The organism is Verrucosispora sp. WMMA2044 (assembly GCF_027497155.1).
GTDB lineage: Bacteria > Actinomycetota > Actinomycetes > Mycobacteriales > Micromonosporaceae > Micromonospora > Micromonospora palythoicola.
In genome coordinates, this window is sequence record NZ_CP114913.1 from 6181948 (window position 1) to 6208255 (window position 26308).

Below are 26308 nucleotides of genomic sequence, written 5' to 3' on the forward strand. Positions count from 1 at the left end.
CGGCCATGCGCCCGGCCGGACGGCCGGGCATGACTACGCTGACCGCATGGCCGTCACCCCGTCCGGCGGATCTCTGCCGCCGTCGCCGTCCGTGCTCGTCGCGCCAGGCGCGGGTGGTGGCGTACCCGGAATGCCACGACGTCGCCTCAGTTGGCGGCGGGCGCTGGTGCTGGTCGGGGTGATCATCCTGATCGCGGCCTGTGCGATCTTCATGCTGTTCACGCTCGGCACCAGTCTCGGCCCGGAGGCGCTGCTGGTCGGTACCGCCGCGGCGGTACTGCCGGTACCGGTGCTGGTGGCCTGCTTCCTCTGGCTCGACCGCTACGAACCCGAGCCGCTCAAGTACCTGATCTTCTGCTTCGCCTGGGGCGCGTTCGTCTCCACCGCGGCGTCACTGACGGTGAACGAGACGGCCGCCGGCTGGTTCGAGGACCAGAACCTGCCCGTCGCCCTCACCGCCGTCCTGGTCGCACCCTTCATCGAGGAGCTGACGAAGACTCTCGGCCCGATCCTGCTGCTGATCTTCCGGCGACGGGAATGGTCGGGCATCACCGACGGCCTCGTCTACTGCGGGCTGTCCGCGATCGGCTTCGCGATGGTGGAGAACATCCTCTACCTGGGCGGGTACGGGTACGCCTCGGGCGTCGAGCAGTACGGGCCGGCGACCGGGGCGCAACAGGTGATCGCCATCTTCATCGTCCGGATCCTGCTGTTCGGGTTCGCCCATCCGTTGTTCACCTCGATGGCCGGTATCGGGCTCGGTATCGCCGCGCGATCGGCGGACCGCCGGGTGCGGTTCTTCGCTCCGGTCGCGGGGCTGCTGCTGGCGATGATGCTGCACGGGACGTGGAACCTGCTGCCGACGCTCACCCAGGCCACCGGTCAGGTGCTGATCTCGCTCTTCGGTTTCGTCGGCGTGATGGTGCCGATCTTCTTCGGCATGGTCGGCCTGGCCGTGTGGCTGCGGGCCTGGGAGGGGCGGCTGACCGAGCGGGTACTGCCGGACTATGTCCGGGCCGGTTGGCTCACGCCGCCGGAGGTGGCCGCGTTGAGCAGCCTCGGCCGGCGACACGCGGCCCGGGTGTGGGCCCGGCGGGTGGCCGGTGACGCCGGTCTACGGGCGATGCGCGGTTACCAGTTCGCGGCGACCCGGCTGGCGCTGCTGCGGGACGGTGCCACCCGGGGTCTGGACCGCCGGCCCGTCGACCGGGACCGGACGGCCCGGGAGGAACAGGAGCTGCTGCACTCCATCGCCGCGTACCGGTCGTACTTCGTGGGCCGGGATCCGCAGTCGCCGGTCGGTGTCTGGGACGGACACCGCTACCACCTGCGTTTTCCGGACGGTTCACAGCGGGCGGTGGAGGCTCCCGAGGAGCCGGTGGTGCCGATTCCGGTGGTGCTCACCCCACCGCCCCCGCCACCGCCGTTCCCCGTCGGCTACGGCGGGCCCGGCTGGTACGGTCCACGGCCGGCCGCCCCCTGGCCACCGGGGCATCGCTGACCACCGACGCCGGCCGGTCGCGAGCTGACCGGCCGGCGGGTGTGCTCAGGTCATCAGGCTGGTGAGGAAGTCTCCGAGCCCCTGGGCCATCATCATCAGCGCCGCACCGATGGCCTTGAACATCTGTGCGGCGCCCTCCGGCCGGAACGCCATGAAGTAGATCAGAAACGCGAGGCTTCCCCAGGCCAGCACCTTCTTCACGAATACCGGCATCGTCCCTCCCCAGGCCGGTGGTGCGGCTGGCTTCCCGCCGGGGAGCGCGGCAAACGACACGAGGCCGTCGAGGGACCGGAGGCCGGTCAGAGATACAGGCCGGTCGCGTTCTCCTCGACCCGCTCGGCGGCCACCGCGTGCACGTCGCGTTCCCGCAGCAGCACGTAGCCGCGGCCGTGCAACTCGACCTCGGAGCGGTCGTCGGGGTCGAAGAGCACCCGGTCGCCGGAGACGATGGAGCGTACGTTGGGGCCGACCCCGACCGCGGTCGCCCACGCCAGGCGTTTGCCGACCGCCGCGGTGGCCGGAATGACGATGCCGGCGCTGGAGCGCCGCTCACCGTCGCTGCCCTCCATCCGCACCAGCACGCGGTCGTGCAGCAGCCGGATGGGCAGGCCGGAGTCGAGGTTGTCGGCGGTCACGCCGCAGACGCTACCGTGTCGTCCCGCACCGGCCGGCCGGTGGTCACCGGGTTAGCGGACCGGTCGGACGGGGCACTGTGGGTGGCGAATCCGTCCTACCGTTGCCGGGTCGGGCGTATCCTGTCCGACCTGACGCAGTGCGCAGGCGAAGATCTGCCAGGAGGTGCGCTTGAGCCGCTTCGAGCGGATACGCGGACGGCTGCGTCGCGCGTACGAGTCGGGCCGGGAATCGGTTCGCGCGGGTCGCCAGACACCGTCCGACGTCCCGGAGTCGGCCACCGTGGCCTCGCCCTCCAGTCCCGGGCCGGCGGCACCGGCCGCGGCGACCGTGGTCGGTGCCGAACCGACCGCGCCGGTGCACAACTCCACCTCCAGTCGCGACGACGCCGACGTGCCGCACGCGCTGCGGATCGCCGCCGCCTGGTGCTGGCGGCTGATCGTCATCGGCATCGTCTTCTGGGCGCTGCTGAAGCTCGTCGGCACGATCAGCATCGTGATCATCCCCCTGGCGGTGGCGCTGTTGCTGTCGGCGTTGCTGGCACCCGCGGTCGGCTGGCTGCTGCGGGCCCGCCTGCCGCGGTCACTGGCGACGGCGGTGGTCCTGGTCACCGGGCTGGCCGCGGTGATCGGCACGCTCACCCTGGTGGTCAACGAGTTCATCAAGGGCGTGCCGGAGCTGACCGCGAAGTCGACCCAGGGTCTGCAACAGATCCAGGACTGGCTCAAGACCGGGCCCCTGCACCTGTCGGACAACGACCTCGACCGGTACATCGAGGAGACCCAGCGGTGGGTCGACAACAACACCGAGCGGTTCACCAGCGGCGCCCTCTCCACCGCGGCCACCCTGGCCGAGGTGTTGACCGGCACGGTGCTCGTCCTCTTCGCCACCTTCTTCTTCCTGCGTGACGGCAACATCATCTGGCGGTTCCTGGTCCGGCTGCTGCCCGTCGCCGCGCGCTGGAAGGTCGACGACGCCGGTCGGGCCGCCTGGGCGACGCTTGTCGCCTACGTGCGGGCGACGGTGCTGGTCGCCTTCATCGACGCCGTCGGCATCGGCATCTTCCTGGTCATCTTCGACATCCCGTTCGCCTTCCCCCTGGCCGCCCTGGTCTTCCTGGGCGCGTTCATCCCGATCGTCGGTGCGACCCTCTCCGGGGGCGTGGCGGTGCTCGTGGCGCTCGTCGACAGCGGCCCGGTGACCGCGTTGATCATTCTTGGTGTGGTGATCGGGGTGCAGCAGGTGGAAGGCCACATCCTCCAGCCGTTGATCATGGGAAGGGCGGTCGCCATCCACCCGCTCGCAGTGATCATCGGTCTGGCGGCCGGCGTGGTGCTCGCCGGGATCACCGGCGCGCTGGTCGCGGTGCCCATCATCGCGGTGCTCAACACGGCGGTACGTCGCCTCGCCGCCCGACGCGTCCCCGACACCCCACCCGACGCGGTCGTCGTCGCCTCCCGGGCGCCCTGACCGCCGTCCCACGCCTCAGCTGTGGTGGTGCGGCGCGGCGAACGCGGCGGCCGGCAGGCGGGTGGACGCCCTGCCCGCCCACCGGTAACGCCGCCCGGCTCAGCTCGCGGCGAGGCGGGCCAGGGCGCCCCGGGCCACCTCCGGACGGGTCGTGTACCAGAACGGGGGCAACGAGCGGCGCAGGAACGAGCCGTAGCCGCGGGCCGTCTCCAGTCGGGAGTCCAGCACCGCCACCACGCCTCGGTCACCGTTGGCCCGGATCAGCCGGCCCACGCCCTGAGCCAGCCGGACCGCCGCGATCGGGACGCTCACCGCGGCGAAGCCGGAGCCGCCCTGGGCGTCGACCGCCGCCGCCCGGGCCGCGGCGAGCGGTTCGTCCGGGCGCGGGAAGGGCAGCCGGTCGATCACCACGAGCTGGCACGAATCACCCGGAACGTCGACGCCCTGCCACAGCGACATCACCCCGAACAGGCAGCTCGCCCGCTCCTCGCGGAAGCGCCGGACCAGCAGCGGCAACGCCTCCTCGCCCTGGAGCAGCACCGGCAGGTCGGTCCGGGCGCGCAGCAGCTCCGCCGCCTGCTGCGCGGCCCGCCGCGAGGAGAAGAGGCCGAGCGTACGCCCGCCGAGCGCGATGACCAGCGCGAGCAGTTCCTCCCCGGCGGCCTCGGGCAGCCCGGACGCCCCCGGACGGGGCAGGTGGGCGGCCACGTAGAGGATGCCCTGCCGGGGATAGTCGAACGGCGAGCCGACGTCGAGCGAACGCCACCCGAGCCCGGAGTCGGTCGCCGTGCCCGCGTCCTCCGGTCGGGCTGGCGCGGTACCACCCGCCGCGTCGCCCCGCCCCGCCGGTCGCCGAGCGTCCTCGGTCAGGGCGGCGGGTCGTCGAGCGGCCTCGGCCAGGGCGGCGGCGGCCGGTGACGGTGGGCCGGGCGGGGGCGAGTCGAGACCCAGTGCCCGGGCGACCGTGTCGAACCGCCCGCCCAGCGCGAGCGTGGCCGAGGTGGCCACCACGGTCCGCTCGTCGTAGAGGTGGGTGGCCAGGGTGCCGGCGACCGACAGCGGCGCCACCACAAGTGCCCGGCGTCCGGTCACGTCGTTGCGCTCCACCCAGGCCACGTCGTGCTCGGCCTCCTCCAGCAACCGCTGGGCCGTGGTGGACAACTCGTCGAGGACGGCCTTGGCCTGTTGCTTGCGTACCGGGTCGGGGTCGTCGGCCTTGACGTCGCCGATGCTGTCCAGTGCGGAACGGGTGGCGGCGTCCAGCAGCGTGCAGGCCTCCCGCAGCGGGCCGGGCAGCCCGCTGGTGATGCGTCCGACCGGTGCCTCGGCCAGCCCGACCGCGAGGGCGTCACCCGACGCGGTCAACGCCTCGGCCGTCTCCGGGCGCAGCAGCGGACGGGCCCGCCGGGCGGAGCGGTCGATCAGCTCCGGGGTCAGCTCCGCCTGGGCCGCCGAGGAGACCCGGTCGGCCAGCTCGTGGGCCTCGTCGACGACCAACAGCCGGTGCGGCGGGACGATGTGCCGACCGGCGAGCATGTCGACCGCGAGCAGGCTGTGGTTGGTCACCACGATGTCCGCCTCCCGGGCCCGGGCCCGGGACGCCTCGGCGAAGCACTCCGCGCCGTACGGGCAGCGGGAGGCGCCCACACACTCGCGGGCGGGCATCGAGACCAGCCGCCACGTCTGGTCGTCGACGCCCGGATCCAGCTCGTCGCGGTCACCGGTGTCGGTCTCCAGGGCCCAGTCCCGCAGGCGTTGGATCTGCTTGCCCAGCCGGCCGGCCTCACCGAGCCAGCGCGTGCCGCCGGGACGCTCGGCCGGAGCGTCGAAGAGGGTGTCCTCCGGTTCGTCCGCCGTGGAGTTCTCCAGCCGGGCCAGACAGAGGTAGTGGTGGCGGCCCTTCAGCACGGCGAACGTGGGGCGGCGCCGGAGCAACGGCTCGACGGCGTCGGCCAACCGGGGCAGGTCGTGCTCCACCAGCTGGGACTGCAACGCCAGGGTGGCGGTGGAGACCACCACGGGCCCGTCCACCGTCAGCGCCGGCGCGAGGTACGCCAGGGACTTGCCGGTACCCGTGCCGGCCTGCACCAGCAGGTGGTCACCGCTGGCGACGCACTCCTCGATCGCCGCGGCCATCCGCTGCTGGCCCGGACGGGCCGTGCCGCCGGGCACCGCCCCGACCGCCGCGGACAACAGCTCGGCCCCGCCCGGCCGGTCGCCCCGGCGGCGGGCCTTGTCGCGGGTGGTGTTGGTGCCGGTGGCGGTGCGGGGCGGAGTCACCGTGGCACGGTACCCGCCGGGTCGGACGTGGTCGGTACCGAACAGCCGTGTGTTGCGGCCGCACATAGCGGAAACACCGCCCGGTCGTCCGGTAACTTCCCGACGGCGACGCGTGGGCGGAATCGGTTAGGGTGCGACTCATGCCGAGCGACGTGATCCGGGTGATCTACCGCAAGTTCGACGGCAGCGCCCACCGCGACTACCCGGCCCGTCGGTTGGCCGAGGACGACCTCGGCATCTGGCTCGGCGTGTCGGCCGGCACCAGCTCGGTCTACCACGGCCGGCCCTCGGTCGAGCAGATTCCCTTCGTGCTGCTGGTGCCCCACCACGCCTGGTGGACCGGCATGTTCAACCCGCCGCCCCGCACCAGTGAGGTCTACTGCGACATCGCCAGTCCGGCCCGCTGGGAGGGCGAGGACACCGTTCATCTGATCGACCTCGACCTGGACGTGGTCCGGCGCCGGGAGACCGGTCTGGTCGAGTTGCGCGACGAGGACGAGTTCGCCGAGCACCGGGTCCGCTTCGGGTACCCCGACGACCTGGTGGTGGCGGCCGAGGCGGCGGCACGTTGGCTGTTCGGCGCACTCGGCGACGGCACGGAGCCCTTCGCCACCTCGTACCGCAAGTGGTTGGCGCTGGTGGTCTGATCGCCGCGGCCACCTCCGTCGGCGGACCGGCGGCGAACGGGTGATGATGCTCCGATGGTGGACGACGGTGACTTTGACGTGGTGGCGCCGACCGGCGGCGCGGTACGCGACCTGCTCCGGGTGCGGCCCGGTGGCCCGGTGGATCTCGCCGAGATCGACCCCCGCTCGACCCCGGGGCTGCCCGGCCCCGAGGTGACCTGGCCGGACCGCAAGGCCTGGGCCCGCCGGCAGCTCGCCCGGCTGGGTGCGGAGCTGGCCGACCAGCAGGAGATGCTGTTCGCCGGTGCGAAGGCCGACCCGGGCGTCGGGCGGCGGGTGCTGCTGGTGCTCCAGGCGATGGACTGCGGTGGCAAGGACGGCACGGTCAAGCGGGTGGTCGGCGCGATGAACCCGCTCGGCGTGCACATCCGGGCGTTCGGCCCACCGACCGCGGAGGAACTGCGGCACCACTTCCTGTGGCGGATCCGCCGGGCCCTGCCGCCCCCGGGCAGCCTCGGGGTCTTCAACCGTTCGCACTACGAGGACGTGCTGGTGCCCCGGGTCCAGGAGCGGGCTCCGGAGGACCTCTGGCGGCCCCGGTACGCGGAGATCGACGAGTTCGAGCGGGAGTTGACCGACGCCGGGGTGGTCGTGGTCAAGGTCTTCCTGCACATCTCCAACGTCGAACAGGCTAGGCGGCTGCTGGCCCGGCTCGACGATCCGACGAAGCACTGGAAGTACCACCCGTCCGACGTCGACGCCCGGTCCCGGTGGGACGACTACCAGGCCGCGTACGCCGAGGTGCTCGCCCGGTGCGGCACCGAGGTCGCGCCGTGGTACGTGGTGCCGGCGGACCGCAAGTGGTACCGGGACTGGGCGGTGGCGCACCTGCTGCGTGAGACGTTCGACACTCTCGATCTGGGGTATCCGCCAGCCGACTTCGACATCGCACGGGAACGGGAGCGGCTGCTGGGAACCACGGGGCCGGTGAAGGTGAACGGAAGTTGAACGAGCGGTGAATGCGATCTGGCCAGGGGTGGGCCGAAAAATCGCCGGTCTGACGGTTCCCTAGCATTCCCTCAGCAGGGCGCCCGAGCGACGGCCGCCACCCCTTCCACCCGACACGACGAGGTCCGTGCTGTGAGGTTTTCCTTCCGCCCCAACGAGGGCGCTTTCTACGAGCTCTTCACCAGGGCCGCGCAGAATCTGGTCCGGGGTACCGAGCTGCTCAACGAGCTGGCCCTGCCCGATGTCGAGGTGCAGTCGGTGAGCGAGCGGCTCACCGAGGTGGAGCACGACAGCGACCAGATCACGCACGACCTGTACAAGAAGATCAACTCCACCTTCGTCACCCCCTTCGACCGGGAGGACATCTACCGGCTCGGCTCGCTGCTGGACGACGTGATGGATCACCTGGAGGCGGTGGGCAACCTGCTCTACCTCTACGGGCTGACCAAGCTGCCGTCGTTGCCCCGGGAGATGCACGAGCTGGTGCACGTGCTCGACCAGCAGGCGAAGCTGACCGCCGACGCGATGCCCCGACTGAAGTCGATGAAGGATCTCGAGGACTACTGGATCGAGATCAACCGGCTGGAGAACGACGGCGACCAGGCCTACCGGATGCTGCTGGTACGGCTGTTCTCCGGGGAGTACGACGCGTTGACCGTGCTGAAGATGAAGGAGGTCGCCGACGAGCTGGAGGCCGCCTGCGACGCCTTCGAGCACGTCGCCAACACGGTCGAGACCATCGCGGTCAAGGAGTCCTGATCCTGTGAGTCCCGAGCTCATCGCCGTGCTGGCGGTGATCGGGGTGGCCCTGGTGTTCGACTACACCAACGGCTTCCACGACGCCGCAAACGCGATCGCGACAAGCATCTCCACCCGGGCGCTGACACCCCGGGTCGCCCTGGCCATGGCGGCGGTCGGCAACTTCATCGGCGCCCACTTCGGCGCCGAGGTGGCCAAGACCGTCGGCAGCGGCCTGGTCGAGTTGCCCACCGGTGTCTCCAGCCTCGGCATCGTCTTCGCCGGGGTGATCGGCGCGATCACCTGGAACCTCATCACCTGGTACTTCGGCCTGCCCTCGTCGTCCTCGCACGCCCTGATCGGTGGCCTGGTCGGCTCGACCGTCGCCGCCTCCGGCACCGTGCTGTGGACCGGCATCGGCGAGAGCGTGATCATCCCAATGATCCTGTCGCCGATGGTCGGTTTCATCCTCGGTTACATCGTGATGGTCGCGGTTCAGTGGATCTTCCGGAACGGGCATCCGGGCAAGCTCAACCGCGGCTTCCGCTGGGCTCAGACCGCCTCGGCGGCGGCCATGTCGGTCGGCCACGGCATGCAGGACGCCGCCAAGACCATCGGCATCGTGGTGCTCGCCCTCTTCGTCGGCGGCTACCAGGAGGACGCCACCTACATCCCGGAGTGGGCGTTCTGGACCTCGGCGGCGGTGCTGGCGGCCGGCACCTACGCCGGTGGCTGGCGGATCATCCGGACCCTGGGCCGGAAGATCATCGACCTGCGCCCGCCGGAGGGCTTCGCGGCCGAGACCGTGGCCAGCGGCGTGCTCTACTTCAACGCCCTGGTGCTCGGTGCCCCGATCTCGACCACGCACACGATCACCTCGGCGATCATGGGCGTCGGCGCCACCAAGCGGCTCTCCGCGGTGCGCTGGGGCGTGGCCGGCAACATCATCGGCGCTTGGATCCTGACCTTTCCGGCGGCCGGCTCGATCGGTGCCCTGATGTACTTCCTGGTCCGTCCGGTCTTCAGCTGAGCTGTGTCGAAGGGCCCCTGGGACGGCCCAGGGGCCCTTCGACCGGCCGTCAGAGGTAGGAGACGCCGATCTGGGCGCGGATGTCGTCCAACAGGCCCATGATCTCCAGGGTGGCCGAGTGCGGTACCAACGGGCTCTCGGTCAGTCCCTCGGCCAGGCACCGCTGCACCTCGATGGCCTCGTGCTGGTAGCCCGAGCCGACCAGTTCCTCGGTGATCGTCTCCGGCTCCGCGTCGGCACGGTGCAGGGTGAACCCTGCGGGACGGAAGAACGGCTCGGGTAGGTCGATCCGCCCGGTGCTGCCGGTGATCGAGGCGGTGAGTCCGGTGGCGCCCACCATGCTGCAGCTCAACGTGGCCACGGCACCGGAGTCGTAGCCGAAGACCAGGCCGGTGTTCTCGTCCGTGCCCTCCGGACCCAGCTTCGCCCAGGACCGTACGTGCTGCGGCGGGCCCAGCAGCAGATGGGCCAGGCTGATCGGGTAGACACCGAGATCCAGCAGCGCGCCGCCGCCCAGCGCCCGGGCGCGCATCCGGTGTTCGGGTGGGAACGGCCCGGCGACGCCGAAGTCGGCCCGGACCCCGGTCAGGGTGCCGATTGCGCCGTCGGCGATCAGCTGGCAGACCCGCCGGATCAGCGGGTTGCACCGCATCCACATCGCCTCCATGAGGAAGACCCCGGCGGCGCGGGCGGTGTCGACGAGTTCGGTGCTGGTGGCCAGGTCGAGGGTGATCGGCTTCTCGACAAGCACCGGCTTGCCGGCGGTGAGGCAGGTCAGGGCCGCCTCGTGGTGGGCGGCGTGCGGGGTGGCGACGTAGATCACGTCGACGTCGGCGTCCGCGGCCAGTTCCGCCCAGGAGGCGTACGCCCGTGGTACGCCGTGCCGTTCCGCGAAGCGTTCCGCGGTCTCGGCGGTGCGTGAACCGACCGCGACGAGTTCGGCCCCCGGCACCAGCCGGAGATCCTCGGCGAAGCGGGCGGCGATGTGGCCGGTGGCCAGGATGCCCCAACGAGTCATGGCGCGACGCTACCGAAGATCAGCAGAGCGCTGTACTGGGCATCCACGGGTCGGGACTAGTCTCGGCGCATGACGATCGACCGTGGCTTCCCGGCGCCGCCCGCGCTCGTGGAGCACGCCCGCCGGTTCCGGGCCTCCGGTGCGGTGCCGGCGGTGCCCCGGGTGGCCGCCACCGTGCTGCTGCTCCGCCCGGCCGACGCCGGCTTCGAGGTCTACCTGATCCGTCGGGTCGCGGCGATGGCGTTCGGCGGCATGTACGCCTTCCCGGGCGGTGGGGTGGACCCCTCGGACTCCACGACCCACCTGGACTGGGCCGGCCCGACACCGGCGGACTGGGGCGGGCGCCTCGGGCTGGCCCCGAGCGCGGCCCAGGCGGTGGTCTGTGCGGCGGCCCGCGAGGTCTTCGAGGAGGCGGGGGTGCTGCTCGCCGGGCCGGACGCGACGCGGGTCGTCGGTGACGTCAGCGACGACGGCTGGGAGGCCGTCCGGGTGGACCTGGAGCAGCGGCGGACCGGCTTCGCCGACCTGCTCGCCAGGCGCGGGCTCACCATCCGGTCGGACCTGCTGCTGCCGTGGAGCCGGTGGGTGACCCCGGAATTCGAGCCGCGTCGCTTCGACACGTACTTCTTCGTGGCGCTGCTGCCCGAGGGGCAGCGCACCCGCGACGTCTCCGGCGAGGCCGACCACACGCTGTGGATCCGGCCCGCAGAGGCGGGGCGGCAGGTCGCCGCCGGTGAGCTGACAATGCTCCCGCCGACCCTGGTCACCCTCCGCGAGATCGCCGCCTGCACCGACCTCGACGCGGTGGCAGCGGCGGCGGCGGACCGCGACGCGGTCACCCCGATCACGCCCCGGCTGGATCTGTCCGACCCCGACCGGCCCCGGTTCCACCTGCCGTGACCCGGAGGGATCAGCCGAGCTGGTAGTTGACGTGGGCGGACCAGCGGGCAAAGCCGAGCCGCTCGTAGAGCGCCACCGCGCCGGTGTTCGACTCGTCGACGTAGAGCATCACCCGGTCAAGCCCGCGTCGGTCACGCAGGTACGCCAGTCCGGCCGTGGTCAGGGCCCGCCCCAGCCCGCCACCGTGCGCGGAGGGCTCCACCCCGAGCACGTACACCTCACCGATGCGGGCGGAGCCGGTGCGCTCGTGCACCTTGGTCCAGTGGAAGCCGAGCAGTCGGCCGGTCGCCGACTCGACGGCGAGCAGGAAGCCGGCCGGGTCGAACCACGGCTCGGCGAGGCGTACCCGCAGGTCCTGCGCGGTCCACCGACCCTGCTCCGGATGGTCGGCGAAGGCGCGCGCGTTGAGCGTCAACCAGGCCTCGTCGTCGCTGCCGGGGCGGAACGCGCGCAGCGTCACCCCGTCGGGCAGGTGCGGTTCGGACAGCGGGGCGGCGAGCGGTCGACGTAGCTGCCAGAGGACCCGGGCGCGGTGGAAGCCGAGGTCGACGGCGAGGGCGGCGGCCGAGGGGTGGTCGCCGTGCGCCCACGCCCGCAGCGGCCCGGTGGCGGCGGCCAGCACCCCCCGGGCCAGCGTCCGTCCGGTGCCCCGCCGCCGGTACGCCGGGTGCACCACCAGGTCCACGCCGACGCCGCTGCCCGGGTCGGTCGTGTCGAGGTGTGCGTACCCGGTGAGCGTGCCGTCGACGGAGCGGGCAACCAGGTGGATCGCCGCGGCGTGTTCGTCGCGTAGGCGCAGCAGTACGTGCTCGTCCATCGGGTCCGCGCCGTCGGCGTCGCCGGCGGCACCGGCCAACGCCAGCACGTCGGCGACCTCCGCGGGACCGAGCCGGTCGAGTCGGCTGACCTGGTCGACGTCCGACTGGGTGCTGCTCATCGCCTCACCGTAGTCGCACGGTGGGCCGGCCGCCCGGATGGACGGTGGGTACCCGCGTCACAGTCCGCGCGGTGGCAACGCCTGAACCTCGAACCTGCCGGCCAGTTCGGGCAGGATCCGGTACAGCGCGTTCACGGTGCCCTGACGGTCGCCGCCCGCGTCGTGCAGCAGGACGATCGAGCCGGGTCGTGCCTCGTTGATGACGGAGGCGGCGATCCGGCTCGCGCCCGGCGCCCGCCAGTCGGACGGGTCCAGCGTCCAGTGCAGCGGCGCCATCCCGAGGTCCCGGGAGACGGAGACGACCGAGTAGGTCCAGGCACCGCCGGGCTGTCGGTACCAGGCGATCGGCGCGTCGGGCACCGCGGCGCGGATCGCCTCGCTGGTCCGCATGAGGTCGGCGCGGATCCAGTCGGCGGACCGGGCGCCGAGGGCGACGTCGTGGTCCCAGCTGTGGTTGCAGAGCGTGTGTCCCTCGGCGACGATCTGCTCGACGAGCCACGGGTACGCCTGGGCGTTCTTGCCGACCACGCAGAAGGTGGCCGTGACGTGGTGGTCCCGCAGGATCGCGAGAACCTGGGGGGTGTAGTCGGGGTGCGGTCCGTCGTCGAAGGTGAGCGCGACACCGGCGGTGCCGGTGCTCACCCGGGTACCCATCGGGCCGATGGTCGGATCCTCCTCCTGCGGGTCGGCGGACTGCGACCGGTCCGGCTCGGCGTGCGGCGCACGGGTGTGCTCCGGATCGGCGTCGAGGGCGGACTGGTCCGCGTACTCGGGGTGCTCGGCGCCGGTCGCGGTGACGGCGGCGTCGGTCCGAGACGCGTCGGGTACCAGGCCCCGTCCGAGCAGGAACGCCGAGCCGAGCACCGCTGTCACCACGAGCGTGATGATGCCGACGGCCCGCGCCGCCCCCACCTGGTTAGCGCCCACCAATGCCCCCCGCTGGTCAACTGGCAGTCACCATATGACTCGCGAGTCGACCAAAAGGGGCATACAGGAAATTTTACCCTTCGATGGTGAGGGCCCGCATCGGCAGCGGCGTGTGTTCGGTGGTCTCCGGCAGGTTCCGCGACGACGGCACCACGAACTTGTAGCCCACCTGCCGGACGGTGCCGATCATCGACTCGTACTCGGAGCCGAGCTTGGCGCGCAGGCGACGCACGTGCACGTCGACCGTCCGGGTGCCGCCGAAGTAGTCGTAACCCCACACCTCGCGCAGCAGTTGGTCGCGGGTGAACACCCGACCCGGGTGCTGGGCGAGGAACTTCAGCAGCTCGAACTCCTTGTAGGTGAGGTCGAGCGGGCGACCCTTGAGCTTCGCCGCGTAGGTGTCCGGATCGATCATCAGCTCGCCGGCCCGGATGGAGCCGCCGGCGCCGGCGGTCGCGTTGCTCAGCCTGCCGACCGCGAGCCGCAGCCGGGCCTCCACCTCGGCCGGGCCGGCGGAGGCGAGGATGACGTCGTCGACGCCCCAGTCGGCGTTCAATGCGATCAGGCCGGCCTCGGTGACCACCGCGACCAGCGGCACGCCGAGCCCGGTGGCGTGCAGCATCCGGCAGGTGGCCCGGGCCTCGCTCAGTTCGGAGCGGGCGTCGACCAGCACGGCGTCCGGGCTCGGGCCGGCGACCAGGGTGCGGACGTCGCGGGGTGCGGTGCGAACCGAGTGCGGCAGCAGGTCCAGTGCCGGTAGCACTGCGGATGGTTCGCCTGCCCGTGCGGTCACCAACAGCAGGATCTCCACGATCACCTCCGTCCCGGCGGCCCGTTGCGGGCCGCGCGCGACCAGCGGCACTCCTGCGGGGTGTGGCGCTGGGAACTTCCGTGGGTCCCGGCGTCGCTGACGGGCGGGTTTCGCCGTTGAGCGTAACCGATTGCTCGCGTACGACCTCGGCGCGGTTTCCTCTTTGCCCTATCTGCCCCTGATCGCGGCGCATGTTTTAACGTCGTGGAAACGCTGGCACCCGCGATGTGAGGTTGGTCTGGCACGATCGGTGGGTGTTTCCCGCCAACTCGCCCGAGCCCGGCCGTGACCCGTGGGCCGAGGACCCCTCCGCCCCGGGAGGCTCGGTGCCGCGTACCGGTCCGGCGGTTGAGGTCGACGAACCGCGTTCGCGTGGCCCGCGCCGCCTGCGCCGCGGCGGTTCGGCTCGCCGCCCTGACGACGAGACCGACGCCGACGACGAGGAGGAGGCGGAACCACCGGTCGAGGTACGCCGGCAGATCTCGCTCGCCATCGGTGGTTTCGCCGCGCTGCTCGGCCTCGGCCTGGTGGTCGCGGCGCAGACCTCCAGTCCCGGGCACCGGCTGCCGTTCACCATCGTGGTGCTCGCCGTGCAGGTGTTGTTCCTGCTCGCCTGGACCATGGTCACCCGGCCACCGGCGCTGGCGGTCGTCCTCGGGGTGGGCGCGGTCACCGCGGTGGCGGCCGACGTGGTGGCCGTACGGTCGGCCGAGGCCCGGTTGGCGCCACTGCTCTACGTCGCGGTGGGCGGGGTGCTCGCGGCGGTGCTCGGGCAACTGGTCCGACGGGTGGACCGGGTCCGGGTGACCGACTCGCTACGGAGCACCGCCACCAGCGTTTTCGGAGTCGTCGCCTTCGCCACGCTCATCGTGCTCAGCCGGATCCCGGCCGGCACCCAGGCGATCACCGTCTGCCTGACCGCGGCCGGGGTGGCGCTCGTCGTCGCCCGGGTGACCGACGCCGTCGCTGCCTGGCCACGACTGGCGCCCCAGGTGCCCAGGGGAGCGGCGGGGGTGGTCGGCGGCGCGATGGTCGGCACGCTCATCAGCGCGCTGCTCGGTGGCTACCTGGTCACCCCGTTCACCCCCACCCGGGCCGCGATCATCGGCCTGGCGGCGGCCGTTGTCGCCGTGCTGGCCGATCTCGCCGTCAGCTATGCGGAGGCGGGGCGGCTGATGGCCGGCGAGATGCCGCCGACCTGGGCTGCACGGCACGTGCAGGGCCCACTCGGCGGTTTCGCGATGGCGGCGCCGGCCGCGTACCTGATGTGCCGGTTGCTGCTCTGACAGCCCGGGGCGGCGCGATCCGGCCCGGCGCGATTGAGAAATCCGGACCACGGGTACCACCGGTCCACCGCTGGCGGCATCGAGGTACGACGAAACAGGAGGCGGCGTGGAGCAGACGCAGGCGTACGAACGGCGACCGCGGCGACGTGGGCGCAAGGTGTTGATCGGGTTCGTCGTCCTGTTGATCGTGCTCGCCGGACTGATCGCCATCGCCGACCGGGTGGCGGCGTCCGTGGCCGAGCGCACCATCGCCGACGAGGTGCGCCAGCAGGTCGCCGAGCAGAACGCCCAGTCCTCGCCACCCGAGGTCGAGGTGGGTGGTTTCCCGTTCCTCACCCAGGTGCTCGACGGCCGCTACGAACGCATCTCGATCAAGCTGCGGGACGTGCGGGCCTCGGTGCAGGGCGACGCGGTCGCGCTGCCCAGTCTGGACGTGGACGCTCGAAACGTACGGGCCTCGCTGGACACCCTGCGCACCGGGCAGGGTGAGGTCGTGGCGGAGACGGTGAACGGCACCGGCACCATCAGCTACCAGAGCCTGTCCGCCCTGCTCGACCGGGAAGGGCTGACCCTCGGTGAACGGGACGGGCAGCTCGCCGTCACCGCCCCGGTGGACGTCCTCGGCCAACGACTGACCGTCACCGGCACCGCCGACATCATCGTCGGTGAGCAGGGGCAGGTGTCCCTGAAGTTCGACGACCTGGACGCCGAAGGGCTGCCGGACGTGCCGTTGGCCCGCGCCCTGGTGAGCAACTTCGCCCGCAGCATCTCGGTCGACGTGCCCCTGCCGGAGTTGCCGTTCCAGCTCACCGTCCGCGAGGTCCGACCGCAGCCGCAGGGGCTGACGGTGACCGCCGACGCACGGGACGTGCCGATCAACTCGGCCGGCTGACCAGCGGCCCGGCGTCCCGGATGCTGGTCGGTCCGATAGAGAATTCTGGGATCGCTGGTAGGCTCCCTGCTCATGGGGACGCTCCTCACCAAACGGCGCGCGGTCGACCTGTGCCGCGTGGCCACCTGCCTGTGTCGCCCCGTCATCTGACGGCGGGGCTGTCTCGGGCCGCCTAGCGGCCAAGGCACTCGGGGCATGCGTACCTAGTTCCCGGTGCACCCCACCGGACGCCCGGCAGCGGCGCCGTCGCACGAACCCGTGATCCGTTCCGAGCTATGGGTCCCGCGCGTGGTGCGACACCATCACATCCGACAACCTCCGCGCGCTGGCTCACCATCCATCCTCACCAGGGAGTGATTCGATGAGTCGCGACACCGCACTCGTCTCGGCCGAGTGGGCCGAGAAGAACCTCGACGCCCCGGGCGTCGTCTTCGTCGAGGTCGACGAGGACACCTCGGCCTACGACTCCGGCCACATCGCCGGCGCCATCAAGCTGGACTGGAAGACCGACCTCCAGGACCCGGTCCGCCGGGACTTCGTCAACAAGACCCAGTTCGAGGCGCTGCTGTCCGAGCGGGGCATCAGCAACGACGACGTGGTCGTGCTCTACGGCGGCAACAACAACTGGTTCGCCGCGTACGCCTACTGGTACTTCAAGCTCTACGGCCACCGCGACGTCAAGCTGCTCGACGGCGGTCGCAAGAAGTGGGAGCTGGACGCGCGTCCGCTGGTCACCGACACCGTGACCCGCCCGGCGACGCAGTACGTCGCCGGCGAGCCGGACACCAGCATCCGGGCCTTCCGGGACGAGGTCGTCGACGCGATCGGCACCAAGAACCTGGTCGACGTACGCAGCCCCGACGAGTACGCCGGCCGCCTGCTCGCCCCCGCTCACCTGCCGCAGGAGCAGGCGCAGCGCGGCGGCCACATCCCGACCGCGATCAGCGTGCCGTGGTCGAAGGCGGCCAACGAGGACGGCACCTTCAAGTCGGACGACGAGCTGCGCAGGATCTACGGCGAGGCCGGGCTGGACGACAGCAAGGAGACCATCGCCTACTGCCGCATCGGCGAGCGCTCCTCGCACACCTGGTTCGTGCTCCAGGAGCTGCTGGGCCACCGCAACGTGAAGAACTACGACGGATCGTGGACCGAGTACGGCTCGCTGGTCGGGGTGCCGGTGGCGCTCGGCGACGAGCCGGGGGAGGCCTGAGATGACCGCACCCACCGCAGCAAGCACCGCCGCCGGTTGCGCGGCCCCCGACCAGGCGGCCCCGCTGCCCGCCGGCCTCGACCTGGAGCGGGAGACCGTCATCACCGGTGTCGTCCGCTCCGGGGAGGGCGAGGCGGTGGCCGGCGCGTACGTCCGGCTGCTCGACTCGACCGGTGAGTTCACCGCCGAGGTGGTGACCTCGCCGGCCGGTCAGTTCCGGTTCTTCGCCGCGCCGGGCGCCTGGACCCTGCGCGCACTGTCCCGCCAGGGCAACGGAGACACCACCGTGACCGCTGGCCGCGGCATCAACGAGGTGACGGTAACCGTCACCGACTGACCCCCACTGCAGACGGCGGGTGGCCCGCATCCCTCCCAGGAGGAATGCGGGCCACCCGCCGCCTTCACCCGCGCCCTACGCATCGCCCCGCCGTGTTGGTCGGGTCAGATGCCGGTGGCTCTGGTGCAGGTGGAGGCGGGTTCCAGGGCGAAGTCGAGCGTGCCGACGATGCCCGCCTCGACGCGATGGCGCTGCACCTGCGGCACCCAGCCGTCCTTGGCCACGATCACCTCGTAGCGGCCCTTCGGCAGCCACCAGGCGTAGCGGCCGTCGGCGCCGGCCGTGAGGGTCGTTCCGGTACCGGCCGAGATCAGGTTCACCCGTACCGTCGCCGGGATACCGACCGTGACTCCGCCGCAGGTGGTGCCGGTGACGGTGCCCCGGATCTTGCCCCAGCTGGCCGGCGGCGACACGTTCATCTCCACCGCGACCGGGGTCACCGGGTACGGGCTGTCCGAGGCGATGGCGACCTCGCCCGCGTACCGGCCGGGTTGAGCGACGCCCGCCGCCTCGGTGGCGGTCAGGGTGACCGTCACCGTCCTCGACTCGCCCGGTGCGAGGGTGAACGTGGTCGGGGACGTTTCCAGCCAGGGCAGGTCCGCCTCGGCTGCGCAGAGTTCCAGGCCACCGAGCCGCTCACTGTCCGCGCTGCCCACGAAGGACGTGGGTGAACCACCGATCTTGTACGCGCCGCAGGCGGCGGCCCCTCGGTACCGGCTGAACCGGACGTTGGGCAGGTCCCGCCAGGCTCCGGCGACCGGGTCGAAGCCGACGGTGCGGTTGGTGACCGCCGTCGAGCCGTCGGTCACCCCGCCGGCCAGCACCAGCAGCCCGCCGGCGGCCGCGTACTGGGAACCCCACAGGTCCAGCGGCAGGTCCGGCAGCGGACTCCAACTGTCGGCAGCGGGGTCGTACCGGTAGGCGTCGGTGTACTCGGTGCTGCCCGTACCACCGGCGCAGTAGACCGAGGCGCCGATGCCGCCGCAGGCCAGCCACGACACCGGGTGCGGGTAGGCGGCACCGGTGCTGAACGAGCCCGCCGCCGGGTCGAACACCACGAGTCCGTCGCTGTCGGTGCAGGTGGCGTCGGCGCAGCCGCCCACCAGGTACACCTTCCCGCCGACCACGGCCGAGCCGGCCGCCGCGACCGGCGCCGGGTTGGTCACTCCCGGCAGGGTGCTCCACGTTCCGGCGGCCGGGTCGAAGACGTCGACCGTGGCCACGGTGGCGTCGTCCGCGCCCCAACCGCCGATCACGTAGAGCTTGCCGTCGACCGCCACCGCGGCGGGCTTGGAGCGCACCGTCGGCAGGTCGGGCAGCGCGGTCCAGGCACCGGACCCCGGGTCGTACACCCAGGCCTTGCGCTCGGTGCCGGTGCCACCGCCACCGCCGACCGAGTAGATCTTCCCCTCCAGCCAGGCGGCGGCGTTGTCGAAGATCGCCGCCGGCAGCTTGGCGATCTCGCTCCACGCCTCGTCCTCGGCGACAGCGGCCTGCGGTGCCGCCCCGCCGTACGCGGTGCCGGTGCGAGCCTTGCTGATCCCCTTCACCTTCTGCTCCCGCAGTGGCGCGCCGTCGCGCCGGAGCAGGTCGAACTGGCCGGCGCGCTCCAGCAGGTCCACGGTGGCCGGCGCGGTGCCGGTGTTGCTGACCGTCACCCGGGTGGTGCGGGTGCTGCCGTACGGCTGATGTGACTCGATCGACGTCGGGCTGACCGTCAGCCGGCCGGCGGCGAGGGCGAAGTTGGCCCGCTTCACCCGGTCGGCGGTGACCGTCACCTCCTTGGTGACCGGTGCGTACGGGGTGCGCTCGGCGGTGAACGGATGGGTGCCGGTGAGCCCGGAGAACAGCCAGTAGAAGCCGTCCGGCTCGGCCGGATCCTCGGGCGTGGCCGCCGAGACCGCCCGCTCCTCGGGACGGTGGTCGCTGGTCACCGTCACGCCGTTGAGCGGGTCACCGGTGTTGCGGTCGGTGGTGGTGCCGACCACCAGCCCACCGGGCACGGGCGAACACTCACGGTTGACCACCGCCACGTCGTCGACCTGCCACCACCAGGCGAAGGTGCCCTTGAAGCGGAAGCGGACAAGTGCGGAAGCGGCGTTCGCGGCCGGGTCGAGTGGTACCTCCTCGACCCGGGGACCACGGCGGCTGGCGGTCTGGTGCCAGACGTTGGTCCAGGTCTCGCCGCCGTCGGTGGAGACGTCGATGTCGGCGGTGTCGCTGATGCCGACGGCGCGCCAGTCGCTGCGGAACCGCAGCACCGGTGCGGCGGTCGTGGACAGGTCGATCGGTGGGGCGATCAGGTCGGTGTCCTGCGTGTTGCCGGAACCGAGGGCATCACTGTCGATGATGGCGAAGCCGCCGGTGCCACCGGTGAGGTTGCCCCGGGAACGGGGATCGTCGAAGACCCAGCCACCGGAGGCGGTGCGGTTCTCCACCCGCCAGCCGGGCGGGGCGCTCGTCGTGTCGAAGCTCTCGGTGAGCAGCGGCGTGCCGAACTGTGCCGTGTAGCCGGCGGCGGTGCAGGCGGCGTCCACGGGCACCGCCACGTTGACCTTGGTGGCGTCGTCGCCCACGGCCACCTCGCGGGTGACGGTGCGGTAGCCCGGGTACTGGGCGGTCACGGTGAACCGGTACGCGGTGTTGCCGGGCAGGGTGACGGAGTAGCGGCCGGTGACCGGGTCGGTGAAGACCGGATCGCCGGGCCGACCCGCCACCTCGATCTTGGCGTACAACGGCCAGCCGTGACCGGAACCGTCGGTGACCTTTCCGCTCACCGTCACAGCCGGCGTGGCCAGCAGGGCGAAGTCCTGGTCGACGGTGCCACCGTCGGGCACCGTCACGGTCGCCGACTGGTCGGCGTAGCCGTAGGCGCTTGCGGTGAGCGTGGTCTCGCCGGCGGGCAGGGTGAGCGCGTAGCGCCCGTCGGCGTCGGTGGTGGTGCTGCGGGTGCCGTCGGTCACCGTCGCGCCGGACAGCGGGTCGTCGTCGCCGGAGTCGGTGACCACGCCGGTGACCCGGCCCACCGGTCCGCGTGGTGCGTCCCGCACCGCCGCGTACGCGTCGAGCCGCCCCTCACCGAAGACGTTGTTGTCCGCCGGAGTGCCGCCGCAGGTGGTGGCATCGACGTCGCGGGCCGTACGGTCCAGCAACTCCTCGGTCGCGGCGAGGTCCCCGCGCAGGCCCGGTGCCGCCGCCCAGAGCAGTGCCACCGTCCCGGAGACGTGCGGCGCGGCCATCGACGTGCCGTTGAACGAGGCGTATCCGCCGTTGCGGACGCTGGATCGGACGTTGCTGCCGGGCGCGGCGATGTTCGGCTTCAGCGGGTCGGTGCCGGAGCCGCGCCCGGAGAACCCGGCGATGACGTTGTTCACGTCGTACGCGCCGACGGCGTACGCGTCGGTGTAGTCGCCGGGTGAGCCGGCGCTGCCGCAGGCCGGTCCGTCGTTGCCGGAGGAGAAGACGGGGAACATCCCGGCGGCCCGCCAGGCGGCCACGGTCTGCTGGTACCAGGGGTCGCCACCGTCGCCGCCCCAGGAGTTGTTGACGATGTCGGGCCGCAGATCGGGCCGGGGGTTCTGGCCGTTGGCGTCGGTGGGGGCGAGCACCCACTGACCGGCGGCCAGCAGCGAGGCGTCGGAGCAGTTGTTCGACTCGCAGCCCTTGGCGGCGATCCACTTCGCACCGGGTGCGACGCCGATCTGGTTGCCCGCACCGTCGTCGCCGACCATGGTGCCCATGGTGTGCGTGCCGTGATCGTTGTTGTCGCAGGGCGCGGTGCCGGTGCACACGCCGGCCGGGTCGAACCAGTTGTACGCGTGCTCGAAGCTGCCGCCGCCGAGGTTGCCCCGGTAGGAGGCGACGAGCGCGGCGTGGTCGTAGCGCACGCCACTGTCGATGTTGGCCACCACGATGCCCTCGCCGCGGGTACCGAACTCGTCCCACACCCGAGGTGCGCCGATGTTGGTGAGGCCCCATTCGACCGCGGCGGTGCGCGCCCGAGTGGCCTCGGTCTCGGTGGGCCGGATCAGGGGGTAGCTGCGACTCGGCTCGATCCGGGCTACCTCGGGCCGGCGGGCGATCTCGTCGAGCAGTTCCTTGTCGCCCTCGACCCGCACCGCGTTGGCGATCCAGTACGCGGTGTGCGGCACCTTGCGCTCGTCGAGCAGCGTCCGCAGGTCGCGTTGGGTACGGCTGGCCGTGGTGGTGAGCAAGCGGTGCACCTCGCCGGCCCGGGCGTCGGGGTCAGGCAACCGGGCGGCCTGCGCCAACGGCGCGGTGTCGGCCAGATAGACCAGGAACGGTGCGGTCGACGTGGTGCCGAGCTGGTCGAGCAGCGCCGGGTCGACGGCGGCCCGGTGCGGCGCCGTCGGTTGGGCCGGCGCGGCGAGCGCCGGTTGACCGGTGACGCCCAGCACGGCGGCGGTCAGCACCGCCACCGCCCGCCAGCGTGGCGACCGGGTGGATGGTCGTGTGAACAAGGTTCCTCCCCACGTCGTCGGTCCCGATCCGTTCGGGCCCGCACACCCGCGCGCCGCGACGCGGCGGCGCGGAGCGGCCGGGGCGATGTGGGTGGCCGGTGGTGGTGCCTCCGCCCGCTGAAAGTCATGCTCTTGCCCCGACCGTCGGTGATCAATGAAAGGCGTCGGTCAGTACTCGGTCAGTGACGAGGCGCGATCCTGACCGTTAGGCTGAAACCAGGTGCCATCGGTGACCGTCACTGGCGATCGGTGGGATTCGCAGGTCTCGGGGTGCCCTGGGGGAGGCTTCGTGTCCGGTACAGAATTTCCGATCCTGGTCTGCGTCAGCTCCGATGCCACCGTGCGGCAGCGGGTGGTGCAGCGGCTGGAGGGTGTCGGGCCGGTGGTGATCTGTGCGGACCTCGCCCAACTGCGGGCGGTGTTCCCCACGCCACCGACGGAGTCCGGCGGGTCGGGCGACGAGCCTGCCGAGCGCCCCCCGGAACGGCCGGCGACCTGGGGAGACCTGGTGGTCGACCGGGCCGGGCACCTGGTCACCTGGCGCGGTGCGCCGCTGGGGCTGACCCGCACCGAGCGGGAACTGTTGGCCCGGCTGGTGAGCCCGCCGATCACGTTGTGGAGCTACGAACGGCTGTTCGCCTCCGTCTGGGGCGGCGCCTACCTCGGCGACACCGCGATTCTGCACTCAGCGGTGAAGCGGCTGCGCCGCAAGCTGCGGGCGCTGTCCGACGGGCCGCAGGTGCAGACCGTACGCGGCGTCGGCTACCGGTTGAGCATGCCGCCGGAGGCCGGCGACGGGCGTCCCAACGGACGGGCGTACCAGGCGTGACACGATGACCGGGTGAGCAGCGCCGTCCATGCCGAGTACCCTTCGCCGACCGGTCCCCGACCACCTGCCGCCGGCTCCCGGTTGCCGCGCTGGCTGATCGCGGCGACGGCGCTCTGGGCGGTGCTGCTGGCCGGCCTCACCTGGATGTCCTCGGCCGAGGATCCGCCGACCGTCCGTGAGCAGCGCACCCTGTCGCAGGCCGGGCCGGTGGTCGACGGCGCGATAGGTGAACTTGTCGCGGCGGCCGGCGGCGGTGTGCCGGCGCTGAGCCCACCCGAGGTCGACCGGGGCTGCCGGATCAGCCCGTTCGCGGACGGTGCGACGCTGATCCGCGCGGTCGACCTGGCCGCGCCGGTGGGCGAGGAGCGGGCCCTGCTGGAGCAGATCGCCGAGCGGCTGCCCGGGCGGTGGCGGGCCGGTGTCCGGCTCACCCCGGAGGGTCCGCGCCTACGCGGCGACGCGGGCGAGTTCGTCACTGTGACCGGGCGGCCGGCGACCGACGGCCGGATCAGGTTCACCGTCGACACCGGGTGCCGGCCGGTGGGTGACGACTACGACAGCGCGGGGTCCGCCCCGGCCGGCCCGGAGGCCGACGCACTGGCCGAGGCGGTGCGGGCGCTGAACGGCCGGGCCGGTGCCCCCGACTCGGTGACGAGCGCCCCGTGCCCCGGTGGCGCGACGGCCCGTACCGTCCGGACCGTCGTCGAGCCGGTGGCCGCGGCGCCCCAGGCCGCGCTCGCGCCGCTGGCCGGCGGCACGCCGGTGGTGGAAACCCCCGAGGTGTACGCCTACCGGCGCGACGGTGTCGCGGTGCTCGCCGATCTCCAGCCGGACCGGGTCGTGGTCTCCGCGACGACGGGTTGCGCCGGCTGAGCGGCGACCCGTCGCTGCCGGTCAGTAAGGTCGGGCCGGCCCCTGGTCGCGACTGCGGCCCAGCGCGTCGACCCGGCCCCATCGGCCGGGGATGTCCAGCAGTTCCACCCGGCCCATGCCGGCCGGCACGTACGGGTCGATGATGAGGTGCTCGCCCTGGGGTTCGAGGCCGAGCATCACCCGTAGCAGCATCAGCGGGGTGCCCGCCGACCAGGCCTGCGGGCTGCACGCGGTGGGGTACTCCACCGGGTAGTCGGTCAGGTCACGTTCGTAGCCGGCGAAGGCCTCCGGCAGCCGGCCGAAGAAGTAGCGGGACGCCGCGAACATCGACTCGCAGATCCGTCCCGCCTCCTCCCGGAGACCGTACTTCCACAGTCCCCAGGCGATGATCGAGTTGTCGAACGGCCAGACGGTGCCGACGTGGTAGCCGATCGGGTTGTATCGGCCCTGGTCGTCGGCGAGGGTACGGACGCCCCAGCCGGAGAAGAGCCGGGGACCGAGCAGGTGCTCGGCGACCCGCTGAGCCCGGGACTCGTCGACGATGCCGCTCCACAGCAGGTGCCCGATGTTGGACGTGAGCGCGTCGACCGGGCTGCCGTCGGAGTCCAGGGCCAGCGCGTAGTACTCCTTGTCGGGCAGCCAGAAGTCCCGGTTGAAGCGTTCCTTCAACTCGGCGGCCTCGCGTTCCAGCCGGTCGGCGTAGACCGGGTCGTTCCAGCACAGGCGGGCCAGCCGGGCACCGCGCAGCTTCGCGTCGTAGGCGTAGCCCTGCAACTCACAGGTCGCCCGCGGAAAGCTCGGTAGCCGACCGTCGGAGTAGCAGATCGCGTCCCAGGAGTCCTTCCAGCACTGGTTCTCGAGGCCGACCTGAGGGCTGCGGGTCTGGTACCAGACGTATCCGGTGCCGAGCAGGTCGCCGTAGGTGTCGATCCAGGTCAGCGCGGCTCGAACCGAGAACTCCAACCGTTTGACCAACTCGACGTCGCCGGTCCACCGCTCGTACTCGTCGAGCAGGATCACGAACAGGGCGGTCGAGTCGGCCGCGCCGTAGTAGGGCGAGTGCGGCTGCTCCTCGAAGCCGGCCGACTCGCCGTAGCGCAGCTCGTGCAGGATCTTGCCCGGCTCCTCGTCGCGGAAGTCGTCCACCCGGTGGCCCTGCAGCCCGGCCAGCATGGTCAACGTCGGTGGGATCAGCTCCGGCACGAACGGCAGCACCTGAAGCGAGGTGAAGATGCTGTCCCGGCCGAACAGCGTCATGAACCACGGCAGGCCGGCGGCCATCAGCCGGACGCCGAGCGCGATCGACTCGTACCGCAGCGCGGCCAGGTCGGTCAGGCTGCGCCGGTACGCCCCGGCCAGCCCTGCGCAGTCGCAGCCCAGCTTGGGTGCCCGAGCGACGAACTCTGCGTGCTCCACCTCGATCGCCGGCGTCGTCCGGCTGCCCGCGAAGGGCAGCAGGGAGCGGATGTCCTGACCGCGGGCGCCGTAGATGACGACGTTGACCGTCAACCGGGTGGTCCACTCGCCGTGCGGACCGATTCGGATCGGGAAGGTCATTCCCCGGCGATCGACCTGGGCGGCGGTGCTGCTCGTGATCGTCGTCTCGCGGTGGAACGCGTCCCGCTGGTAGGTCAGCCGCAGTGAGTTCTCGCCGGGTGCGGCGGTGTTGTGTCCCTTCTTGCGTTGGGTGTCCTTGATCTCGAAGATGTCCGCGAAGTCGGACGCCATCTCCATCCGGACGGTGAAGCTCATCTCCTGCCCGGAGTGGTTGAGCACGGTCAGTTCCTCGGAAAGGTCGCCGCTGATCGCCCGACTCCTGATCACCGAGACCTTCGCGTCCATGAAGTGGGTGGGCTCGCCGGGTACCAGGAAGTAGCGGGTCCGGTGGGACACGGCGTCGTCGATGGAGAGTGCGTGCAGCCGCTCGCCGTCGATCAGCAGCAGCCAGGTGGACAGGAACCGGGTGTCGAAGGCGAACAATCCGGTGGGAAAGTCCAGCGAGGGCTCGACGTCTCCACGGCGGTCGCTGACCATGAACGTGTTGCCGTCGAGGATGCTGACCAGCTCCTTCACCGGGTCCACCTGGCGTGTTCGCGGGCGACCTCGCGCGGGTCGCGGGTACCGGGTGCGGACGGGAAGAACAGGCGGAAGGCGAGGAACAGCACCACGTCGCCGCGAAAGGTGCTTTCATTACGAAGCACCGCGGAGATCGCCTGTGCGCGTCCGGTGACCAGCCGGTCGAAGAGATCGACCCCGCAGTACCAGGTCGCGTCGCCCGGCTCCGCCCCCTGGTCGACCTCTGCCGCGCCGGGCCGCATCCGGACCAGCCAGTGTTCGGTGCGGTGTCCCTCGGACAGGTCGATCCGCAGCGTTCCCACGACCGGAGTGCGGAGGACTTCCGGGGCGCGGGCCGGCAGGGTCGCGAAGAACTGCTGGGTGGCCTCGGTCACACCCGAATCGTAGGCATTCGCCCGCCTTGTCGGGCGGGTTCCGTCGCCTTCCCAGGCAGCATCCCGCGAGC

The 26308-nt window shown here is 71.9% G+C and carries 24 protein-coding genes; 14 read left to right on the top strand and 10 right to left on the bottom strand.

The features are described from left to right. Nucleotides 1-46 precede the first annotated feature (46 nt). Nucleotides 47-1501: a PrsW family intramembrane metalloprotease gene (locus O3597_RS28010; RefSeq protein ID WP_281602895.1), complete on the top strand. Its 1455-nt coding sequence runs from the start codon at nucleotides 47-49 to the stop codon at nucleotides 1499-1501. 45 nt (nucleotides 1502-1546) lie between these two features. On the opposite strand, the gene O3597_RS28015 is transcribed toward O3597_RS28010, so the two are convergent. After that, nucleotides 1547-1714, bottom strand: coding sequence for a hypothetical protein (locus O3597_RS28015; RefSeq protein ID WP_166458800.1), 168 nt, complete (start codon nucleotides 1712-1714; stop codon nucleotides 1547-1549). Between the two features lie 86 nt (nucleotides 1715-1800). Next, complete coding sequence (locus O3597_RS28020) at nucleotides 1801-2136, bottom strand: co-chaperone GroES (RefSeq protein WP_164448536.1); 336 nt, start codon at nucleotides 2134-2136, stop codon at nucleotides 1801-1803. Nucleotides 2137-2305: 169 nt separating this feature from the next. Between O3597_RS28020 and O3597_RS28025 the strand changes: the two genes are divergently transcribed. Then, nucleotides 2306-3604 (top strand): AI-2E family transporter, encoded by a 1299-nt coding sequence (locus tag O3597_RS28025; protein WP_166458799.1) that lies wholly within the window; start codon nucleotides 2306-2308, stop codon nucleotides 3602-3604. 99 nt (nucleotides 3605-3703) lie between these two features. Here O3597_RS28025 and O3597_RS28030 read toward each other — a convergent pair whose 3' ends face one another. After that, on the bottom strand, nucleotides 3704-5884 hold the full coding sequence (locus O3597_RS28030) for an ATP-dependent DNA helicase (RefSeq protein ID WP_281602896.1): 2181 nt from the start codon (nucleotides 5882-5884) through the stop codon (nucleotides 3704-3706). 140 nt (nucleotides 5885-6024) lie between these two features. On the opposite strand from O3597_RS28030, the gene O3597_RS28035 reads away from it, so the two are divergent. From O3597_RS28035 to O3597_RS28050, 4 genes are all read left to right on the top strand, one after another. Beyond that, nucleotides 6025-6531, top strand: coding sequence for a DUF402 domain-containing protein (locus O3597_RS28035; RefSeq protein WP_210824841.1), 507 nt, complete (start codon nucleotides 6025-6027; stop codon nucleotides 6529-6531). A 54-nt stretch (nucleotides 6532-6585) separates the two neighbouring features. Further along, on the top strand, nucleotides 6586-7518 hold the full coding sequence (locus tag O3597_RS28040; RefSeq protein ID WP_281602897.1) for a PPK2 family polyphosphate kinase: 933 nt from the start codon (nucleotides 6586-6588) through the stop codon (nucleotides 7516-7518). A gap of 132 nt (nucleotides 7519-7650) precedes the next feature. Beyond that, a complete protein-coding gene (locus O3597_RS28045; RefSeq protein WP_093403380.1) occupies nucleotides 7651-8277 on the top strand; it encodes a DUF47 family protein in 627 nt (208 codons plus the stop codon). Nucleotides 8278-8281: 4 nt separating this feature from the next. Continuing rightward, nucleotides 8282-9286 carry an inorganic phosphate transporter gene (locus O3597_RS28050; protein WP_164448532.1) on the top strand — a complete coding sequence of 335 codons (1005 nt, stop codon included), beginning with the start codon at nucleotides 8282-8284 and terminating at the stop codon, nucleotides 9284-9286. 49 nt (nucleotides 9287-9335) lie between these two features. Here O3597_RS28050 and O3597_RS28055 read toward each other — a convergent pair whose 3' ends face one another. Continuing rightward, on the bottom strand, nucleotides 9336-10304 hold the full coding sequence (locus tag O3597_RS28055; protein WP_164448531.1) for a Gfo/Idh/MocA family oxidoreductase: 969 nt from the start codon (nucleotides 10302-10304) through the stop codon (nucleotides 9336-9338). A 69-nt stretch (nucleotides 10305-10373) separates the two neighbouring features. Here O3597_RS28055 and O3597_RS28060 point away from each other — a divergent pair, with 69 nt between their 5' ends. Next, entirely contained in the window at nucleotides 10374-11204 is an 831-nt protein-coding gene (locus O3597_RS28060) for an NUDIX domain-containing protein (protein ID WP_281602898.1), read from the top strand. 10 nt (nucleotides 11205-11214) lie between these two features. Here O3597_RS28060 and mshD read toward each other — a convergent pair whose 3' ends face one another. The 3 genes from mshD to O3597_RS28075 form a co-directional block, all read right to left on the bottom strand. Then, complete coding sequence (gene mshD / locus O3597_RS28065) at nucleotides 11215-12141, bottom strand: mycothiol synthase (RefSeq protein ID WP_281602899.1); 927 nt, start codon at nucleotides 12139-12141, stop codon at nucleotides 11215-11217. Between the two features lie 57 nt (nucleotides 12142-12198). After that, nucleotides 12199-13071, bottom strand: a complete 873-nt coding sequence (locus tag O3597_RS28070) for a polysaccharide deacetylase family protein (protein ID WP_281602900.1) — start codon at nucleotides 13069-13071, stop codon at nucleotides 12199-12201. A gap of 70 nt (nucleotides 13072-13141) precedes the next feature. Then, nucleotides 13142-13885: a response regulator transcription factor gene (locus O3597_RS28075; RefSeq protein WP_281604656.1), complete on the bottom strand. Its 744-nt coding sequence runs from the start codon at nucleotides 13883-13885 to the stop codon at nucleotides 13142-13144. Between the two features lie 248 nt (nucleotides 13886-14133). Between O3597_RS28075 and O3597_RS28080 the strand changes: the two genes are divergently transcribed. From O3597_RS28080 to O3597_RS28095, 5 genes are all read left to right on the top strand, one after another. Then, nucleotides 14134-15165, top strand: a complete 1032-nt coding sequence (locus tag O3597_RS28080) for a hypothetical protein (RefSeq protein ID WP_281602901.1) — start codon at nucleotides 14134-14136, stop codon at nucleotides 15163-15165. 106 nt (nucleotides 15166-15271) lie between these two features. Next, complete coding sequence (locus O3597_RS28085) at nucleotides 15272-16057, top strand: DUF2993 domain-containing protein (protein WP_164448527.1); 786 nt, start codon at nucleotides 15272-15274, stop codon at nucleotides 16055-16057. A gap of 72 nt (nucleotides 16058-16129) precedes the next feature. Further along, on the top strand, nucleotides 16130-16207 hold the full coding sequence (locus tag O3597_RS28630) for an Ms5788A family Cys-rich leader peptide (RefSeq protein WP_311202345.1): 78 nt from the start codon (nucleotides 16130-16132) through the stop codon (nucleotides 16205-16207). Between the two features lie 211 nt (nucleotides 16208-16418). Continuing rightward, on the top strand, nucleotides 16419-17267 hold the full coding sequence (locus O3597_RS28090) for a sulfurtransferase (protein WP_164448526.1): 849 nt from the start codon (nucleotides 16419-16421) through the stop codon (nucleotides 17265-17267). 1 nt (nucleotide 17268) lies between these two features. Continuing rightward, on the top strand, nucleotides 17269-17604 hold the full coding sequence (locus tag O3597_RS28095) for a DUF1416 domain-containing protein (protein ID WP_164448525.1): 336 nt from the start codon (nucleotides 17269-17271) through the stop codon (nucleotides 17602-17604). A gap of 104 nt (nucleotides 17605-17708) precedes the next feature. Here O3597_RS28095 and O3597_RS28100 read toward each other — a convergent pair whose 3' ends face one another. Beyond that, complete coding sequence (locus O3597_RS28100) at nucleotides 17709-22085, bottom strand: S8 family serine peptidase (RefSeq protein ID WP_281602902.1); 4377 nt, start codon at nucleotides 22083-22085, stop codon at nucleotides 17709-17711. Nucleotides 22086-22374: 289 nt separating this feature from the next. Between O3597_RS28100 and O3597_RS28105 the strand changes: the two genes are divergently transcribed. Beyond that, a complete protein-coding gene (locus tag O3597_RS28105; RefSeq protein ID WP_281602903.1) occupies nucleotides 22375-22914 on the top strand; it encodes a winged helix-turn-helix domain-containing protein in 540 nt (179 codons plus the stop codon). Between the two features lie 144 nt (nucleotides 22915-23058). Next, a complete protein-coding gene (locus tag O3597_RS28110) occupies nucleotides 23059-23787 on the top strand; it encodes a hypothetical protein (RefSeq protein WP_348650368.1) in 729 nt (242 codons plus the stop codon). 21 nt (nucleotides 23788-23808) lie between these two features. On the opposite strand, the gene O3597_RS28115 is transcribed toward O3597_RS28110, so the two are convergent. Beyond that, nucleotides 23809-25860, bottom strand: a complete 2052-nt coding sequence (locus O3597_RS28115; protein WP_281602905.1) for a glycogen debranching N-terminal domain-containing protein — start codon at nucleotides 25858-25860, stop codon at nucleotides 23809-23811. After that, on the bottom strand, nucleotides 25857-26237 hold the full coding sequence (locus O3597_RS28120; protein ID WP_164448521.1) for an SCP2 sterol-binding domain-containing protein: 381 nt from the start codon (nucleotides 26235-26237) through the stop codon (nucleotides 25857-25859). Before O3597_RS28120 ends, O3597_RS28115 begins: the two co-directional genes overlap by 4 nt. Between the last annotated feature and the right edge of the window lie 71 nt (nucleotides 26238-26308).

Excerpts from the sequence above, each read along its gene's own strand:
- O3597_RS28010 (WP_281602895.1), top strand. The coding sequence starts at position 47 with ATGGCCGTCACCCCGTCCGGCGGATCTCTGCCGCCGTCGCCGTCCGTG.
- O3597_RS28015 (WP_166458800.1), bottom strand. The coding sequence starts at position 1,714 with ATGCCGGTATTCGTGAAGAAGGTGCTGGCCTGGGGAAGCCTCGCGTTT.
- O3597_RS28035 (WP_210824841.1), top strand. The coding sequence starts at position 6,025 with ATGCCGAGCGACGTGATCCGGGTGATCTACCGCAAGTTCGACGGCAGC.
- O3597_RS28040 (WP_281602897.1), top strand. The coding sequence starts at position 6,586 with ATGGTGGACGACGGTGACTTTGACGTGGTGGCGCCGACCGGCGGCGCG.
- O3597_RS28055 (WP_164448531.1), bottom strand. The coding sequence starts at position 10,304 with ATGACTCGTTGGGGCATCCTGGCCACCGGCCACATCGCCGCCCGCTTC.
- O3597_RS28060 (WP_281602898.1), top strand. The coding sequence starts at position 10,374 with ATGACGATCGACCGTGGCTTCCCGGCGCCGCCCGCGCTCGTGGAGCAC.
- mshD (WP_281602899.1), bottom strand. The coding sequence starts at position 12,141 with ATGAGCAGCACCCAGTCGGACGTCGACCAGGTCAGCCGACTCGACCGG.
- O3597_RS28630 (WP_311202345.1), top strand. The coding sequence starts at position 16,130 with ATGGGGACGCTCCTCACCAAACGGCGCGCGGTCGACCTGTGCCGCGTG.
- O3597_RS28090 (WP_164448526.1), top strand. The coding sequence starts at position 16,419 with ATGAGTCGCGACACCGCACTCGTCTCGGCCGAGTGGGCCGAGAAGAAC.
- O3597_RS28095 (WP_164448525.1), top strand. The coding sequence starts at position 17,269 with ATGACCGCACCCACCGCAGCAAGCACCGCCGCCGGTTGCGCGGCCCCC.
- O3597_RS28110 (WP_348650368.1), top strand. The coding sequence starts at position 23,059 with ATGTCCTCGGCCGAGGATCCGCCGACCGTCCGTGAGCAGCGCACCCTG.